The organism is Streptomyces sp. NPDC048484 (assembly GCF_040651415.1).
Taxonomy (GTDB): Bacteria; Actinomycetota; Actinomycetes; order Streptomycetales; family Streptomycetaceae; genus Streptomyces.
Genome location: NZ_JBEZJY010000026.1, coordinates 34,625 through 50,756, shown reverse-complemented (window position 1 = coordinate 50,756; position 16,132 = coordinate 34,625). Strand labels below are relative to the sequence as shown.

General features: G+C 69.4%; 17 protein-coding genes and 2 pseudogenes. 17 read left to right on the top strand and 2 right to left on the bottom strand.

The features are described 5' to 3' along the window. Nucleotides 1-273 precede the first annotated feature (273 nt). From AB0D14_RS25700 to AB0D14_RS25630, 15 genes are all read left to right on the top strand, one after another. Entirely contained in the window at nt 274-1,155 is an 882-nt protein-coding gene (locus tag AB0D14_RS25700) for a hypothetical protein (RefSeq protein WP_362783142.1), read from the top strand. A gap of 141 nt (nt 1,156-1,296) precedes the next feature. Continuing rightward, on the top strand, nt 1,297-2,010 hold the full coding sequence (gene cpaB / locus AB0D14_RS25695) for a Flp pilus assembly protein CpaB (RefSeq protein WP_362783140.1): 714 nt from the start codon (nt 1,297-1,299) through the stop codon (nt 2,008-2,010). 80 nt (nt 2,011-2,090) lie between these two features. Continuing rightward, on the top strand, nt 2,091-3,710 hold the full coding sequence (locus AB0D14_RS25690; protein ID WP_362783137.1) for an AAA family ATPase: 1,620 nt from the start codon (nt 2,091-2,093) through the stop codon (nt 3,708-3,710). Further along, nucleotides 3,710-4,087: a TadE/TadG family type IV pilus assembly protein gene (locus AB0D14_RS25685; protein ID WP_362783134.1), complete on the top strand. Its 378-nt coding sequence runs from the start codon at nt 3,710-3,712 to the stop codon at nt 4,085-4,087. The genes AB0D14_RS25690 and AB0D14_RS25685 overlap by 1 nt, the downstream gene beginning before the upstream one ends. Nucleotides 4,088-4,150: 63 nt before the next feature. Further along, a complete protein-coding gene (locus AB0D14_RS25680; protein ID WP_362783131.1) occupies nt 4,151-5,491 on the top strand; it encodes a CpaF family protein in 1,341 nt (446 codons plus the stop codon). 103 nt (nt 5,492-5,594) lie between these two features. After that, the gene (locus AB0D14_RS25675) at nt 5,595-6,533 is read left to right on the top strand and encodes a type II secretion system F family protein (RefSeq protein ID WP_362783128.1); all 939 of its coding nucleotides are present in this window, start codon (nt 5,595-5,597) and stop codon (nt 6,531-6,533) included. A gap of 70 nt (nt 6,534-6,603) precedes the next feature. Further along, nucleotides 6,604-7,494 carry a DUF5936 domain-containing protein gene (locus AB0D14_RS25670; RefSeq protein ID WP_362783125.1) on the top strand — a complete coding sequence of 297 codons (891 nt, stop codon included), beginning with the start codon at nt 6,604-6,606 and terminating at the stop codon, nt 7,492-7,494. Nucleotides 7,495-7,645: 151 nt separating this feature from the next. Beyond that, entirely contained in the window at nt 7,646-9,025 is a 1,380-nt protein-coding gene (locus AB0D14_RS25665; RefSeq protein ID WP_362783122.1) for a histidine kinase, read from the top strand. After that, nucleotides 9,018-9,770 (top strand): response regulator transcription factor, encoded by a 753-nt coding sequence (locus AB0D14_RS25660; protein WP_362783120.1) that lies wholly within the window; start codon nt 9,018-9,020, stop codon nt 9,768-9,770. The genes AB0D14_RS25665 and AB0D14_RS25660 overlap by 8 nt, the downstream gene beginning before the upstream one ends. A gap of 105 nt (nt 9,771-9,875) precedes the next feature. Further along, nucleotides 9,876-10,115 carry a hypothetical protein gene (locus tag AB0D14_RS25655; RefSeq protein ID WP_362783118.1) on the top strand — a complete coding sequence of 80 codons (240 nt, stop codon included), beginning with the start codon at nt 9,876-9,878 and terminating at the stop codon, nt 10,113-10,115. Beyond that, nucleotides 10,007-10,717, top strand: coding sequence for a pilus assembly protein TadG-related protein (locus tag AB0D14_RS25650; protein ID WP_362783392.1), 711 nt, complete (start codon nt 10,007-10,009; stop codon nt 10,715-10,717). Before AB0D14_RS25655 ends, AB0D14_RS25650 begins: the two co-directional genes overlap by 109 nt. 15 nt (nt 10,718-10,732) lie before the next feature. Next, nucleotides 10,733-11,326: a hypothetical protein gene (locus AB0D14_RS25645; RefSeq protein ID WP_362783116.1), complete on the top strand. Its 594-nt coding sequence runs from the start codon at nt 10,733-10,735 to the stop codon at nt 11,324-11,326. A 62-nt stretch (nt 11,327-11,388) separates the two neighbouring features. Beyond that, nucleotides 11,389-11,952, top strand: a complete 564-nt coding sequence (locus tag AB0D14_RS25640; protein ID WP_362783389.1) for an OmpA family protein — start codon at nt 11,389-11,391, stop codon at nt 11,950-11,952. 340 nt (nt 11,953-12,292) lie between these two features. Then, the gene (locus AB0D14_RS25635; protein ID WP_362783115.1) at nt 12,293-12,898 is read left to right on the top strand and encodes a hypothetical protein; all 606 of its coding nucleotides are present in this window, start codon (nt 12,293-12,295) and stop codon (nt 12,896-12,898) included. A gap of 134 nt (nt 12,899-13,032) precedes the next feature. Continuing rightward, the gene (locus tag AB0D14_RS25630) at nt 13,033-13,452 is read left to right on the top strand and encodes an ASCH domain-containing protein (RefSeq protein ID WP_362783112.1); all 420 of its coding nucleotides are present in this window, start codon (nt 13,033-13,035) and stop codon (nt 13,450-13,452) included. Nucleotides 13,453-13,556: 104 nt separating this feature from the next. Here AB0D14_RS25630 and AB0D14_RS25625 read toward each other — a convergent pair. Beyond that, nucleotides 13,557-13,739, bottom strand: a pseudogene (locus tag AB0D14_RS25625) (helix-turn-helix transcriptional regulator); the annotation flags it as partial. A 77-nt stretch (nt 13,740-13,816) separates the two neighbouring features. Next, nucleotides 13,817-14,185: pseudogene (locus AB0D14_RS25620) on the bottom strand (UTRA domain-containing protein); the annotation flags it as partial. 520 nt (nt 14,186-14,705) lie between these two features. On the opposite strand from AB0D14_RS25620, the gene AB0D14_RS25615 reads away from it, so the two are divergent. Together AB0D14_RS25615 and AB0D14_RS25610 are read left to right on the top strand one after the other, a co-directional pair. Then, complete coding sequence (locus AB0D14_RS25615) at nt 14,706-14,909, top strand: acyl carrier protein (protein ID WP_362783109.1); 204 nt, start codon at nt 14,706-14,708, stop codon at nt 14,907-14,909. After that, nucleotides 14,906-16,123 carry a beta-ketoacyl-[acyl-carrier-protein] synthase family protein gene (locus tag AB0D14_RS25610; protein ID WP_362783106.1) on the top strand — a complete coding sequence of 406 codons (1,218 nt, stop codon included), beginning with the start codon at nt 14,906-14,908 and terminating at the stop codon, nt 16,121-16,123. The genes AB0D14_RS25615 and AB0D14_RS25610 overlap by 4 nt, the downstream gene beginning before the upstream one ends. Nucleotides 16,124-16,132: the final 9 nt, after the last annotated feature.

Genomic DNA, 16,132 nt, shown 5'->3' with positions numbered 1-16,132 from the left:
AATCGGGTTGTCAAGACCTTTGGCGGGTCCAACGCCCCTGCCGTGCCCCAGAGTTGGGGCATATGTGGCTCACTCTGCGTGGATCATGCTGCACGTTGCGTGAATCGATCTCAAGGATCAGGTGTTGAGTGGCGCAAGCCGTGGATAAGGTGCAGTTGCGGAAGGACGCCACAGTGGCAAATTGTGTCCTTCTGTGAGGGATTCCTGGCGACATAGGGGCAATCTGAGACGGCGGTTGACCACTCCGTCCCAGTGAACGGGGTGGTGTGCAGCGTGCCGACCGCGATAGCCGTCACCAGTTCCGACCTGGTGCTCCCGCCGCACGACCGGCAGACGCCGCCCGCCGTCGTCCAGCCCCTCGAAAGCCTCGAAAGCTCCCTCACCGGGATGCACGCGCTCATCGAGCAGCACGGGTACGTGATCGCGCTCTACCCGGCCTCCGCACCGCGTGACGTCACCCGGCGGCTGCATGCCGTGCGCTCCGTCCTGGAGAGCGACCGCATCGCGGTGCTCGGCCTCGACCTGCCACCGCTCGGCCTCGCCCTGCTCGCCCAGCAGTTGCGCCAGCTCTCCGTCTGCGACTTCAGCCCCGGCGTCCTCGCCTCCTCCGCGCGGCTGCTCGCCCACTACATCTACTCGGGCGCCCTGCTGAACTCGGTGGCCAGGCTCGACCGGATCCCGGTGTCGCTCAGGTCGCACGCCAAGTCGTGGGTGCCGGGCGCCCAGTTCGCCGTACTGGCCACGCCGCGGCCCCAACTGGTGCGCGTCGGCCAGGAGGAGCTCACCGGGCCCGAGTTCGGGACACGGATGCTCGTCGCGCCCGGACTGCTGCCCACCGACTGGCTCACCGGGACGCTCGCGCCCGCCTGGCGCGTACAGGGTGTCGCGACGGTGCCGCTGCCCGCCGATTCGGCGCGCTGGTGGGGCACGGGCAAGGTCGCCGAGTTCGCCGCCGGCCTCCACGACGTGTCCGTGCTGTACCAACTGGTCTCGTCCGTACGGCGCGAGGAGTGCCACTGGTGCGGCCTCGAACTCATCGGCGACCGCTGCGGTTTCTGCTCGGCGCCGTTGCCGCCCACCTCGTCACAGGAGCTTCCGAGGGCCGCCGCGCGGGCAGCCTCTCCGGTACGCGCCCTGCCCCGAGGGGCTACGTGAGTCACGCACGGCACACAGCACACGGCACACGGTCCGCACGGCACGCACGCCAGGTACGGCACGCACGCACGGCAGGCACGTACACGTGAATAACGGCGAACACCCCCTGAACCCGGCACCGCTCCCACGAGGTGAGATGTAGTGAACTCGCGCCAGCGCCGCGGCGTCATCCTGCTGGTTCTCTCGGTCCTGTGTGCCGTGGGAGCCTTCGCCGGAGTGCTCTCCGTGATCCGCGACGTGAACTCGAAGGTCGGCCCCGAGGTCGCGGCATACCGCCTCAAGAACGACATCGCGCCCTACAAAGAGCTGTCGTCCGACCAGTTCGAGAAGGTCTCGATGCCCGAGCGGTGGCTCTCGTCCACCGCGGTCACCAGCCTCTCCCAGGTGCGCGGCAAGATAGCCGTCACCCAGCTGCGCGAGGGCTCGCTGCTCCAGACGGACATGATCGTCGACCGGCCCGCGCTGGAGGCCGGCCAGCAGGAGATCGCGATCCTGATCGACGCGGCGACCGGCGTGGCGGGCAAGATCAACCCGGGCTCGCGGGTCAACATCTACGCCACGTTCAAGGACGAGACCGACAACGGCAAGGACCAGTCGAAGGTCATCGTGGAGAACGCCCGCGTCATCGACGTCGGCAAACTGACCGCGCTCGACCCCGGCCAGTCCAGCAACGACCGCCGCCGCACCGCGAACGAGGCCGTCCCCATCACGTTCGCCCTCGACACCGCCGACGCCCAGCGCGTCGCGTACGCCGAGTCGTTCGCCGAGCACGTCCGCCTCGCCCTGATCGCGGGAGGCGCGGACGCCACCGTCGCTCCCGGAGACCGCTCGTACACCCTCGACGAGGACAAGTAGGAGGCCGTGATGAGCTCAGCCCCCACAAGGTTGTCCCAGTTGTCCCAGCTGTGCCGGCTGTCTCACGCGAGGTCATGCCGATGACCATCCGCATCCTGCCCGCCGTCGGCGACATCGACTCGGCCCGCGCGCTCAGCACGCTCCTGAGCCAGCTCGCCGACGCCGAACCCGCCCCGCCGGTCGCCGACACCACGGCCCTCCTTGACACCCTGGCCCGGCTGGCCGCGGAATCCCTCGACGAACTGCCCGAGGTCGTCCTGGTCGACGAACGGATCGGGCCCGTCCCCGCGCTCGACGTCATCCGTGACCTGGTGCTGCGCTTCCCGGCCGTCGGCGTCGTGCTCATCACCGCCGACACCAGCACGGGCGTACTGACCGCCGCCATGGACTCCGGCGCGCGCGGCATCGTCGGCCTGCCGCTGGGCTACGACGCCCTCGCCGAACGCGTCCAGGCGGCCGCCTCCTGGTCCACCGGCATGCGACGCCACCTGGGCAACGGCACCCCCGAGCTGTACGCGGGCCCCGGCGGCACCGTCGTCACGGTGACCGGCGCGAAGGGCGGCGTCGGCGCGACGGTCACGGCCGTCCAGCTCGCCCTGGCCGCGCAGGCCTCGGGCCGCTCCGTGGCCCTGCTCGACCTGGACCTCCAGTCCGGCGACGTGGCCTCCTACCTGGACGTGCAGTTCCGCCGCTCCATCGCCGACCTCGCCACCATCAGCGACATCAACCCGCGGGTCCTCCAGGACGCCGTCTACACCCACGAGACCGGCCTCGGACTCCTCCTCGCCCCGGCCGAGGGCGAGCGCGGCGAGGAGATCACGGACCGGGTCGCCCGGCAGGTCCTGGGCGCGCTGCGCTCCCGCTACGACGTCGTGGTCGTCGACTGCGGCGCCCAGCTGAACGCCGCGAACGCCGCCGCCGTCGAACTCGCCGACCAGGCCCTGCTCCTGGTCACCCCCGACGTCGTCGCCGTCCGTGCCGCCAAACGCATGGTCCGGATGTGGGACCGCCTCCAGATCCGCAAGGCCGAGGAGACCCGCACGGTCGTCAACCGCTTCGCCCGCGGTACGGAGATACAGCCCTCCCTGGTCGAACGCGTCACCGGCACCAAGGTCGTCCGCACCACGATCCCCGCCGCCTTCAAGGAACTCCAGTCCGTCGTGGACGCGGGCCGCATGCAGGACCTGGACGCCCGCTCCACGGTCAAGCAGGCACTGTGGGCCCTCGCCGGCGAGCTGGGGCTGGTCGCCGAGCAGCCCTCCGGGGGCGGCGGCCGTCGCCGCAAGACCTCCGCCGACAAGGGGTCCCTCTCCCTCCGCCGCAAGGGAGGCGACCGGGGAGCGGTCACCCTCGAATTCGCCGGGATGTTCCCGATCCTGCTGGTCGTGATGACGATCCTGTGGCAGTGCGTGCTGTACGGCTACACGTACTCCCTGGCCGGGAACGCGGCGGACGAGGCGGCGCGGGCCGCGACCGCCGCGAACGCGGTGACTCCGGGTGCGTACGGTGCCGCCTGCCAGGAGGCCGGCGGGAAGAACCTGCCGGGCGCCTGGGCGGGCGCGGCCATCGAGTGCGGTGAAGACGGCACGGTCATGCGGGCCACGGTCACCGCCCAGGTCCCGCTGTTCTTCCCGGGCTTCGACGCGGGCTGGGAGGTCCGGGGCAAGGCGGGCGCGGCTCTGGAAGGGGTGGACGACTGATGGGTGTCCTCCGGAGGATGTGGCGCAGGGCCCGGGACGACCGGGGCGTCTCCATGCTGGAGTTCGCCGGATTCCTGCCCATCCTCCTGCTCGTCGGGCTGGCCACCATCCAGCTCGGCCTCATCGGATACGCCGCCAACCAGGCCGGTTCCGGCGCGCGCGCCGCCGCGCGGGTCGCCTCGCAGGACGGCGTGGGCGAGGCGGCGGGTCAGGCCGCCATGAGTGACTGGATCGACGCGACCGTATCCGCACCCAAGGGCGGCGGCGACACCACCACCGCCACCGTGGTCGTGCAGGTCCCCCTCCTCCTCCCGTTCGTGGGCGAGGACCTGACCGTGACCAAACGCGCCACCATGCCCAATGACGACGACGACTGACCCCGTGCCGGACCAAGCCCCGCTGGAAGCCGGACCAAGCCCCGCAGGAAGGGAGTTGAAGACATGAGCCTGCGAGCCCGTATCACTGCCCCCGACGAGGGCGGAGCCGGCCGCGAGGACGGACACCTCGTCGCCGTCTACCGTGCCAAGCTGCTGGAGGAGATCGACCTCGCGGAGATGTCGAGCCTCGCGGCGACCGAGCGGCGCATACGCCTGGAGCGCGTGCTCGGGCACATCATCAGCCGCGAGGGCCCGGTCCTCTCGACCACCGAGCGCTCCCAGCTGATCCGCCGGGTCGTCGACGAGGCACTAGGCCTCGGCGTCCTGGAACCCCTCCTCGCCGACGCGTCGATCACCGAGATCATGGTCAACGGCCCGGACTCCATCTTCGTGGAGCGGGCCGGACGCGTGGAGCAACTCCCGCTCCGCTTCGCCTCGAACGAGCAGCTGATGCAGACCATCGAGCGCATCGTCTCCACCGTCAACCGCCGCGTGGACGAGTCGAACCCGATGGTCGACGCCCGCCTCCCCACCGGAGAGCGCGTCAACGTCATCATCCCGCCGCTGTCTCTCACCGGCCCGACCCTCACGATCCGCCGCTTCCCGCGTGCCTACACCCTCTCGGAGCTGATCGGCCTCGGCTCCCTCGACGAGCAGATGCTGATGCTGCTCGCCGCGTTCGTCCGCGCCCGCTTCAACGTCATCGTCAGCGGCGGTACGGGCTCGGGCAAGACCACGCTCCTGAACGCGCTCTCCGGACTCGTCCCGTCCCACGAGCGCATCATCACCATCGAGGACTCCGCGGAACTGCAACTGCAGCAGGAGCACGTGATCCGCCTGGAGTCCCGCCCCCCGAACGTGGAGGGCAAGGGCCAGATCACCATCCGCGACCTGGTCCGCAACTCCCTGCGCATGCGCCCCGACCGCATCATCGTCGGTGAGGTCCGCGGCGGCGAGACCCTCGACATGCTCCAGGCCATGTCGACGGGCCACGACGGCTCCCTCGCGACCGTCCACTCGAACTCCGCCGAGGACGCCCTGATGCGGCTCCAGACCCTCGGCTCGATGTCCGAGGTGCAGATCCCGTTCGAGGCGCTCAAGGACCAGATCAACTCCGCGGTCGACGTCGTCGTCCAGCTCACCCGGCACGCCGACGGCTCCCGCAAGGTCACCGAGATCGCCCTGCTGGTCTCGCACGGCCGCGAACAGTTCCGCATCGTGCCCGTCACCCGCTTCGTCCCGCGCCCCACCGGCCCCGACCGGGTCGTCCACGGCTACTTCGAACACCTCCCACTGCCCCGCTCGGTCGCGGAGAAGCTCTACGTCGCCAACGAGCCGCTGCCGCCCGCCTTCCGGGTGGCGGAGCCGATCGACGCGCTCAACACCCGGCAGGCCATCGGATGACGCCTACCGGACCCACCGCAGCCATGAGAACAGCCGCGACAGCAGCCACCAGAACAGCCACGACAGCAGCCACGAGAGCAGCCACGAGAGAGAGGAGCGAGCCGTGAACAACGCGGTCCCGCTCGCCCTCGGCGCCACCATCCTGTGCGGCACACTCGCCGTCGCGGGCGTACACACGTACGCGTCCGGTCGCGCCCAGCGCCAGGAACTCGTCGACCGTCTCTCCGGCGGCCCCCTGCGCACCGCCGCCGGCCGCGCCCGCCGCTTCGCCGCCGTCGACCGCCGGCTGCGCCGCACCCGCCTGGGCCGCACCATTCAGCTGCGCCTCTCGGCGACCGGGCTCGACGTGACGGCGGGGGAGTTCTTCACGTACGGCGCCGCCGTGGTCGTCGCGCTCTGGCTGATCGCGGCCGCCGTCCTGGCCCCGTTCTTCGGCCCCATCGCGGGCCTGGTCGGCATCTGGAGCGCGGCGATCTTCCTCAACTGGCAGCGTCAGAAGCGCATCGAGGGCTTCATCAACCAGCTTCCGGACGTGGCCCGGCTGCTGGCCAACGCGGCCGCGGCGGGCCTCGCCCTGCGCACGGCCCTGGCGATGGCGGCGGAGGAACTGGAAGCGCCGGCCGGCGAGGAACTCGCCCGCGTGGCCGACCAGCTGACGATGGGCCGCTCGGTCGACGACGCCCTCGGTGAGCTGGCCGAACGTCTCCCGTCCCGCGAACTCGTCGTCCTCGTCACCACCCTGGTCCTGTCCAACAAGGCCGGCGGCTCGGTCGTCAACTCCCTGCGGAACCTCACCCAGACCCTGGAGGACCGCAAGGAGACCCGCCGCGAGGTCCGCACGATGCTCTCCGAGGTCAACGCGACCGCGTTCACGGTCCCCCTTCTCGGCCTGGGCTCGCTGCTCCTCATCAACTCCTCGAACGAGGGCGCCCTGGCCAAGGTGACCGGCTCCCCGCTGGGGCAGACCTTGGTGCTGATCTCCATGGGGCTCTACACGATCGGTTTCTTCGTCATCCGCCGCCTCGGCAAGATCGAAGTATGAGGACGCGAGGACGCGAGGAAGCGAAGAAATGGGGACGTGAGGACACGATGAGGAGGGAAAGGGGATCACGGTGCTAGCTCTGCTGCTCGCCGCGCTGATGGGCCTCGCGGTCGGAGGCTTCCTCCTCGGTGTCCGCATGTACCGCGCCGAGGCCAAGCTCCCCGGCGACATGGCTCTCGCGCTGGAGGTCGGCGGGACCCGTGTCTCGAAGGCGGACTCGGCCGTCGACCGCCTCGGTATGCGCTTCGCCCCGCTGGTGCTGCGCCTGATGGGCCCCCGCCGCGTGGATGCCAAGCGCCGCCGTATCGACATGGCGGGCAACCCCGGCGGCCTGACCCTGAACCGCTACGCGGCCCGCCGGGCGGTGTACGGCGTCTTCGGCGCCCTGCTCTTCCTGATCTTCCTCTCCAACGGCCGGCTCCTCTTCGCCCTGATGGCACTCGGGTTCGGTCTGCTGGCCGCCGACGCCCTGATCTGGCAGGCGATCCGGGAGCGCAAGGAGGTCATCGACCGCACGCTCCCCGACTTCCTGGACGTCCTGGCGGTCGTGGTGTCGGCGGGTCTCGGCTTCCGCCAGGCCCTGGAACGTGTCGCCGACCACTACGAGGGTCCGTGGGCGGACGAGCTGCACATCACCCTGCGCCAGATGGACATGGGCGTCAGCCGCCGCCAGGCCTTCGACGAACTGCGCAGGCGAAACTCCTCCGAGCAGGTCGCCCAGTTCGTCTCGGCGCTGCAGCAGGGCGAGGAGCTGGGCTCCCCGATCGCGGACACCCTCATCCAGCTCGCCACGGACATGCGCCGCACGGACGCCCAGAACTCCCGTCGCCGAGCAGCGAAGACGATCCCCAAGGCAACGATGGTCACCCTGGTCTTCATGCTCCCGGCCACGATGATCCTCATCGCTACCGGCATGTTCCTGGGCTCGGGCACGAACTTCGGCTCGATTCTGGGGCGTTGAGATGGCGGGCAGCTGGGCACGCGTGCGCCGGGCAGCGCCCTGTCGGGGGCGTTGTCAGGGGCGCGGGGCTGTGACATGTGCGGCCCCGCCGCGTGGGCGCGACCAGCCACAACCGACCCGCAGGTTCAAAACGGCCCTCTCCGTCAGGGGCGTGGCAGCCCGGCCGACGGGCTACTTCGCAGACGACGCGGCAGCACCCGGCAGCGTCCGCCTCCAGCTCAACGCCCTGCAAGCCCTGTGCCGCCAGGCATTCGCGGTACGCCTCACCCTGATCGCGACAGGCGCCCCCTTCGCGACGGCCAACGCGGCCGACGGCTTCCCCCGCCACGCGGTCCTCACCGCCGCGGTCCTGGGCGTGATGGGCTCGTACGCCATGCTCAGGGACTGGGACCGGTTCGCGCCCCGCCTCCTCGCCCACCCCACGCTCATGGCGGTGGACCTGGTCTTCGGAGCGATACTCCTGCTGACCGCGTCCCCCGCCTCCCCGCTCGCGTACGCGGCGGTCTGCACACCGCTCCTCGCGGGCCTGCTGTACGGCTGGCGCGGCTCCGGAATCTTCACGGGCCTGCAACTGGTGGTGCTGCTGACGGTGTTCAGGGCCTGGGAACAACGCCCCGGCACCGCCGCCAGCACACTCCTCATCGCGGGCTTCTGCATCGCGGCGGGAATCATCGGCGTGACCCTGCGCAACCTGATGTTCCACTTCGGTACGGCGAGTCAGGCCCTCGCGGAAGCCAACTCCCGCCTGGCAGTCGCGGAGGCCGTCGAATCCGAACGGGCCCGCCTGGCCAGGGAGATGCACGACTCCGTGGCGAAGACCCTGCACGGCCTCGCGCTGTCGGCGGAGGCCCTGGCAGTCGCCGCGGACCATGACACGGACCCCCGCGCCCTCAAGGCCCAGGCCACCGCGGTGGCGGGAGCGGCACGCCGAGCGGCGGCGGAGTCCCGGGAACTGCTGACGGGCCTACGGGCCCACACGGCCCTGTCCACCCCGCCGATGGACATGGCGACGGAACTGGCGTCCAGGGTGGCCGACTTCGAGACCCGTACGGGCATGAGGGCGACCTTCGCCCACGGGCCGGTCCGGGAGATCCGGCAGGCCTGGGACGCCCGGGAGGCCTGGGAGGTGGAGGGCGCCTCCCACGTCTCCTCCCCGCAGACATCCCGCCACCTCCTGGCGATCGTCTCGGAGGCCCTGGAGAACGCACACCGCCACGCGGCGGACGCGACCCGCGTGGACGTCACCCTCGAAGTGTCGCGCTCGACCCTGCGCCTGACCGTGCGGGACGACGGCGCCGGTACGGCCGTATCCCTCGACGACGTACGAGCCCTGGCGGAAACCGGCCACTTCGGCCTGCTGGGCATGCTGGAGCGCGCGGCGTCCGTGGGAGCGGCCCTCCGCCTCCACGGAGCCGAGCACGGAGGCACGGAGATCACAGTGGACCTCCCCCTCCCCTCCGACCCGTCCGCACGCCCCTCACACACTCCCTGTGCTCCCCACACTCCCCAAGAGGAGGCCGCACATGCCTGACCAGGCACTTCCCGGCCCGCCCCTGCGAGTCCTGGTGGCCGACGACAACCCGGTCGTCCGCGCCGGCCTCGCGGCCCTGCTGAACGCCCACCCCGACATCCGAGTCGGCGCCCAGGCGGCCAACGGCGAGGAAGCGATCACCATCGCGACCCGTCACCGCCCGGACGTGATCCTGCTCGACGTGCGCATGCCCGGTACGGACGGCCTGACCGCGCTGCCCCCACTGGCCCGGCTCGCTCCCGTGATGATGCTGACGTACAGCCGCGAACCCGAGGTGGTGGCGGAGGCGTTGCGCCTGGGAGCGGTCGGCTACCTGGTCCACGGCGAGTTCACCGCGGACGAACTGATCACCGCGGTGCGTGACTTGAGTGACGGAATGGCCACTTTCACATCCTCCGCCGTCGATGTCTCGGATTCGCTCGGTGTTTCGTACGAACCGAACCATATCTCTTCGCATCTGCAATCGGTTATGGCACAGTCGTCGAAGGCTCGACCCGCCTACGCGGCGGGGCTCCACCGCCGCGGCCACAACCGACTGGATTTCGGGCTGAGTACACGGGAGGTGGAGGTCATGGATCTCATCGCGGCCGGCATGAACAACCAGCAGATCGCCGCCACGTGCTTCATCAGCGAGAAGACGGTCAAGAATCACATCAACCGCATCTTCGCAAAGCTGCACAGTTCTTCGCGCAGCGAAGCGATCGCCCACTGGCTGGGTACGACCCACGGGGGGTGGAACCGGTGACTCCGACCACGGGAAGTTGGGCCCCTGGGCCCACCCCCAGTAGGCGGGTTCTCACGTACGGTGCGCGGTACGGTAGTGGTTTTGGGTGGGAGGGAAGGGGACGTGATGGCGAGGAACTGGACGCTGAGGGCGACAGTCGGCGCGGAGCGGGCGCTGGCGACCTGGGCGCGGACCGTCTCCGACCGGATGCGCGGACGCGATCGGGACGCGGGCGCAGGATTCGTCGAGTACGCGGGATTGATGATCCTCATCGCCGGGATCTTCACGCTGATCGACGGGCTTGGTCTCGACGGACTGATCTCCGGCGCGATCCTGGAGGCGGTCACGTCGGTCACCGGCGGCTGACCCCCACACGGCTGCGTGGCGACCGGGGGTCGACTCTCCCCATCTATATTTGGCTGACGGGGATTCTTCTCTTCGCCGCGTTCGCTTTCTTCGCATTCGCCCAAGCGGCGTCTGCCCGGAACGGAGCGCAGTCCGCAGCGGATGCCGCTGCGTTGGCTGCGGCACAGAGCGCCCGGGACGAGCTGATGGAGGGCTTGGAGCGCGCCATCGGCGCGGATGACGACTGGCTGGACTGGCTCGCCGGCGACGATTTTGACGGTGCTGAAGCTGCCGCTGCGGCCGGCGAGCTGGCCGCCGAGAACGACGCGACCGTAACGGGGTTCGGGGACTACACCGCGGCTGGCTACGCCGGTTACCAGGTGGAGATCCAGACCAACTACACGGTCGGAGACTCGATCATTCCGGGCACGGAGGGTATGCAGGCGAACGCCGATGCCGCGGCCGTCATCAGGCCCCGCTGCGACTTCGATCTTCCCGACGATCCGAAGGACGCCGTCGAACTGGATTGTGACGGCGAACCTGTGGACATCGACCCCGAAGATTTCGATTTGGACGACCTTCCCGACGCATCCGTGCTGTTCTCTGTGCAACTGGCCGAGTGAAAGGAAGCCGTACCGATGAACATTCGGCGCACCACGAAGGGCCGCACGGTACTGACCGCCGTGGCGATCACGACTGGCCTGGTCCTCACGGTGGCCGGCTGCGGCGGGAGTGGAGACGACGAGGGTTCGGACAAGAACACGTCGTCCTCCTCACCGGGGAAGAGCAAGGGGGACGACGACAAGGAGAAATCCGAGTCGCCCTCCGCCCAGCAGGTCCTCGCCGAAGTGAAGGGCGGCGGCCTGACGCTCGCCATCACCTCGGCCAACCGGGACGAAGGCGGCTTCGTCACCGTCGGGGGGACGGTGACCAACGGCAGCGGAAAGGCGTGGGTGGCCGCGGACTGGCGGGGGGACGAGCGGGAGCTGGCAGGGAACGGTGGGTCCATCGCGGGGGCCAGCCTGGTCGACCAGGCCGGCAAGAAGAAGTACCTCGTTCTGCGTGACACGGAGGGGCGCTGCCTCTGCACCAGGTTCACCGGTGGAGTTCAGTCAGGCGATACCACCGAATGGTTTGCCCAGTTCCCCGCCCCACCCGAAGACACCACCAAGGTCTCCTTCCAGGTCGGCTCGATGCCTCCGGCCTCCGTAGAGATCTCCGAGGGCGAGTAACCATGCGCCTCACCCTCCGCACCACGTCGATCACCCTCACCGCCCTCACCACGCTCGTCTTCATGACCCCTCTGACCGCGGCCCATGCGGACGACAAGGACCCGAGCGCCCCGCCGGGCAGTGTCACCACGTCCCCACCCCCCAAGGTCGACGCGAACAGCCCCGGGCTGAAGCTCGCCGACGGGGCGACCCTCGCGGCCGCGCGGGTGCTCGACATCAAGTCGGTCGTCGAGGACCTCGGCGGTGAGGAACGCCGCGAGGACACGAACGAGGACGTGACGTTCGCGCTCCAGGCGGAGGTCCTCTTCCCGAAGAACAGCTCCAAGCTCAACCCGGAGGCACGCGCCCGCATCGCGGCGATCGCGGACGAGATCAAGTCCCAGAAGGCCACGAACGTCCGCGTCTTCGGCTTCACGGACAACCTCGGCTCGTACGCCCACGGAGTCACTCTCTCCAAGGGGCGGGCGGAAGCCGTCCACGAGCAGCTTGCCGCGCGCCTCGGCGAGATCGACGTCACCTTCGTCGTACGCGGCTACAGCGAGGACTACCCCATCGCCGACAACACCTCGGAACAGGGCCGCCGCAAGAACCGCCGCGTGGAGGTGACGTTCCCGAAGGAGGCGTGAGGGGGCTGAGGCGGGAGCCGGCTGCGTCGGCCGTCCGGCCGTTCTCACGCCCCAGGGGCGCGCACCCAGAGCAAGTGAGCGGGCTCATCCGGAGGTTGATGGAGCCCGATCGCCGCGCGGAGACTTGCGCGGACGGTACTTCCCTCCCCGAGTAAACGGGCGGACTCCGTGCGTCAGCCTGTCATCATTCCCTGATGAGTGTTGATCTTCGAACCAGCCACTGGGGATCCGGTCCCCAGCGCCGCGCTCGGAAGGGCTGGTCCTGGTGGCGGGTCCTGGTGGTACGGCGATGGGCGATACGGGATGCGCCGCAGCGGCGTCGAGGGCTGGAGGGCCAGGCATGACGGGGATGATCGTCTTCATTTTCGTACTCTCCGCCCTGCTGATCCTCATGGCCTGCATCAAGGCGGACCGCGTCCGCTCCTGGCGCGAATCGTTGAACCCCTCGGCTCCGGAAATCCCCGACGCGGGCTTCACGGTCGCCCGCCTCACCCTGGTTGCCATGGCCGTCGCCGGCGTCGTCATCGGGTTCCAGGGCATCGCCACGGAGGACAACGGCGGGTGGAGCGATGACGAGCTGACGAGTGCGGTCGAGGGCGCCACGGACGCCCTGGACGGCAGCTTCACCTACGGTGACTCGCTTGAGGGCGATGCTCCCGCCGACTTCGGCGGCGAATATGCCAGGAAGGTCGAGGACGAGGTCGTCGAGCACGGCGGTGGTGACGCCCCGCAGTTCGGCGTGGACGCCGCGCTCACTGACAAGACGTCCGAGCAGGGCCAGTACCGGATTACGGCCAACGGGGCGGGGGTGTCTTTCTGCATGCACGTCCAGCGCACGCATGCGGGATACATCGAGACGGTGGTACCCGGACTCTCCGGCGACGCGGCAGCGGTGAAGCAGCCGAAGTACACGTTCGACGTATCGAGTCGGGCAGGTGAATGCTGAGCCGTCGTTTCGAATCCGGACGGTCGGTCGTTCCCTGGCCGAGCAGTTCGGCGTGCCGTTCCACTTCGCCAGCTCCGATCGGCCCGGCGATGCCGTTCCCCCCAGGACACCGCTCTGGCTCGGTAGTCTGTGGCATGAACCTCAATGATCTTCCCCTGGCGGAGTTCGCGTTCCCCGGGCCGCTGCGGGACCAGCTGGTCGCCGCGATCCTGTCCGGTGCCAAGACCTCCACCTCCGCGCTGGCGCTGGAATACGAGCGAGAGAACGAGCCGTTGCCCAAGGCCGGCCAGCAGTCGGCCGTGGTCGACTCCGAAGGGCGGCGGGTCGCGGTGATCGAAATGACCGAGGTCCGGGTGATCCGACTCGCCGACGTCGACCTGCAGCATGCCCTCGACGAGGGCGAAGGCGACAAGTCGGTGGGCGAGTGGCGGGCTGGGCACGAAAGGTTCTGGCACAGCGCGGAGGTGCGCGAGGAACTGGACGACCCCGATTTCACCGTCGACGACGACACCCAGGTGCTAGCCCAGCGCTTCCGGCTCGTGCACACGGTCTAACAAACTCCAACAATCACCGGAACCACTGAGCACGATCATCCTGATCGCGTCTCAGTGGAACTGATCAGCCCAGCTCATCCCAGTTCGACCGACCATCGAACAATTCAGAACAGACAGGCGTCGCGGTGGTGCGGGGTGAAGGCGATGCGGCTCTCGTCCCCGTCGAGGGCAATGTCCAGGGAGGCGTCAAGTGCCCTGGCGAGTTTGGCGAGCAGGGGCAGGGTGGGGACGGTGTCGGAGCCCTCGATCCGGGAGATCTTGGCCTGGGCGAGTCCGGCACGGGCCGCCTCGCAGGGACGGCGCATCTGTTTTGGCGGAGGCGGCCGGCGAGCCTGCGGGCGCTTCGCCGACTGGGGCGGATCTGTCATTCCGCGCCGCAGGCGGTGCAGTCGGACGGCTGAGGTCTGTCGACCCTGAACTCGTAAGCAACTTCCCAGCGAACATCGGGAATGGTGATGTCGGCTGTTTCCGCGGGCCGTCCAGCGGTGTCGTAGTAGGTCCGCTCGATCTCAAGCAGCAGGTCACCTGCGCTGATACCGAGCAAATTCGCCTGGGCCTGGGTAGCGCGAGCGGGGCGCGGCAGCTCAACTGCAGTTTCGATTTCTACTCCGATGGACCGCATGCGCTCGACCACGCCCATCCCCGCGAGGGGCCCCATCTCGGGCAGCACGATCGGTGTTCCGTCCGTGATGGCCATCGGTTCCCAGGACTCCGACAGCCGGACGGGCTGCCCTGTTCGGCCGGTCGGGTTCTTGAAGATGGTGCCGTTCTTCTTGGCCCGGCCGAACAGGGACCGCAGCCCCGACCAGGCCAGTGTCCCTGAGCCGGCGGAAGTTGGGTGACGATCTGCGGCCGGTCGGGCACCGGAGTGTGTTCACAAGAGCACAAGCGTTCAACGCGTTCACGTTCGCGGAAGCCGGTTCCTCTTTTGTGAGGGCCAGTTACGGGTTCTCGTAAGGGGAATGGCCGATGCAGGCCCGTCCCCGTCGTCGGTGACAACCGTAGGGCGGGAGAGGTGTGTAAGGGCGGTGTCGGCGCCGGCCGTGGAGGCGCGCTGGATGACCAGGGCCGCCCCTCCGCTGAGGCGGGCAAGGCCGTACGTCCGGCTGTGTTTCGCGGCAGCGGCCGTTGGCGGCGCCGCCGCCGGGCCCGTCCCCCTGCCTCCCGTTTCCGCATACCTGGCAGAGCCGGGGTGCACTGTGCGATGAAGGAGAGTCATGAACAGCACGATGTATGAACGTTTCACTCATGTGTTGAGTGCGAAGCTTGGCGTGCCGGAGGAGGACATCCATCCCGATGCCACCTTCGAGGACCTGGAGGTCGACTCCCTCGCGATCGTCGAGCTGTCCGATGTCATCGAGGGCCAGTACGGGGTCACCTTGGAGGACGGGCAGGTCACGAAGCGCACGACAATGGCCCGTACCGCCGAGCTCCTCGCAGCTCAGGAACAGGCATGAGCCGCGGTGTCGCGGTCACCGGCATGGGCCTGGTCACGCCTGCCGGCATCGGCGTGGCGGACAACTGGGACACCTTGTGCCGGGGGGTCGGCACCGCGGCCCCCGATCCGGAGCTGGAGGGTGCGCCGGTCTCGTTCTCCTGCCGGGTCCCCTCGTTCGACGCCGAAGCGGAATTCGGGGCACGCGAGGCGTGGCGGCTGGACCGCTTCGTCCAGCTGGGCCTGCTCGCGGCCCGGGAGGCGCTGGCGGACTCCGGGCTGGATTCCTGCCGCTGGGACGGTGCGCGCGTCGGTGTGGTCATGGGATGCGCCGCTGGTGGGGTCGCCTCGCAGGAGCGTCATCACGCGGGCTTCCTCGCGCGTGGACCGAAGGGCGTATCCGCGCTCTTCCACCCGAAGGTGCTGAGCAACATGGTGTCCGGGCGGATGGCCATCGAGTTCGATGCCCGGGGGCCCAACCTGGTGGTCTCCACAGCCTGCGCCTCTGGAGCCACGGCCATCGGGCTTGCCCGGGATCTGCTCCTGGCCGGGAGCTGCGACGTCGTTCTCGCGGGCGGCACCGAAGCAGCGGTGACCCCGACCTTCGTCACGGGGTTCACCCGCATGGGTGCGCTGTCCGGGAGGGAGGAAGATCCGCCCTCTGCCTCACGCCCCTTCGACACCGACCGGGACGGGTTCGTGATCGCCGAGGGGGCCGGTGTCCTGGTGTTGGAGCGTCCAGCTGACGCTCGTGCCCGGGGCGCTGCGCTTCACGGCCATGTCGCAGGTTATGGAGCCTCTGCCGACGCCGTGCACGTGACCTCTCCGGATCCCGAGGGCCGCGGGCTGGAGCGCGCCATACGGGATGCGCTGACCTCGGGCGGCCTGACCGCTCGCGAGGTCGGGCACGTCAATGCCCACGGCACTTCCACACTGCTCAATGACCGCACGGAAGCCGAGGTGATCGGGCGTGTCCTCGGGGAGACGGTGGCCGTCAGCTCCACCAAGGGGGTCACCGGTCACACTCTGGGCGCGGCGGGCGCCGTCGAGGCGGCCTATGCCCTGCTCAGCATCGCCCACGAGACCGTGCCCCCGACCGCGAACCTGCAGCATCAGGACCCGGCGATCGATGTGGACATCGTCGCGGGCACGCCCCGTAGGACGCCGCTTGCCTGCGCCCTCAGCAACTCGTCGGGCTTCGGAGGACACAACGTGGCCCTCCTGCTGACTGCCTGACCGCTCTGG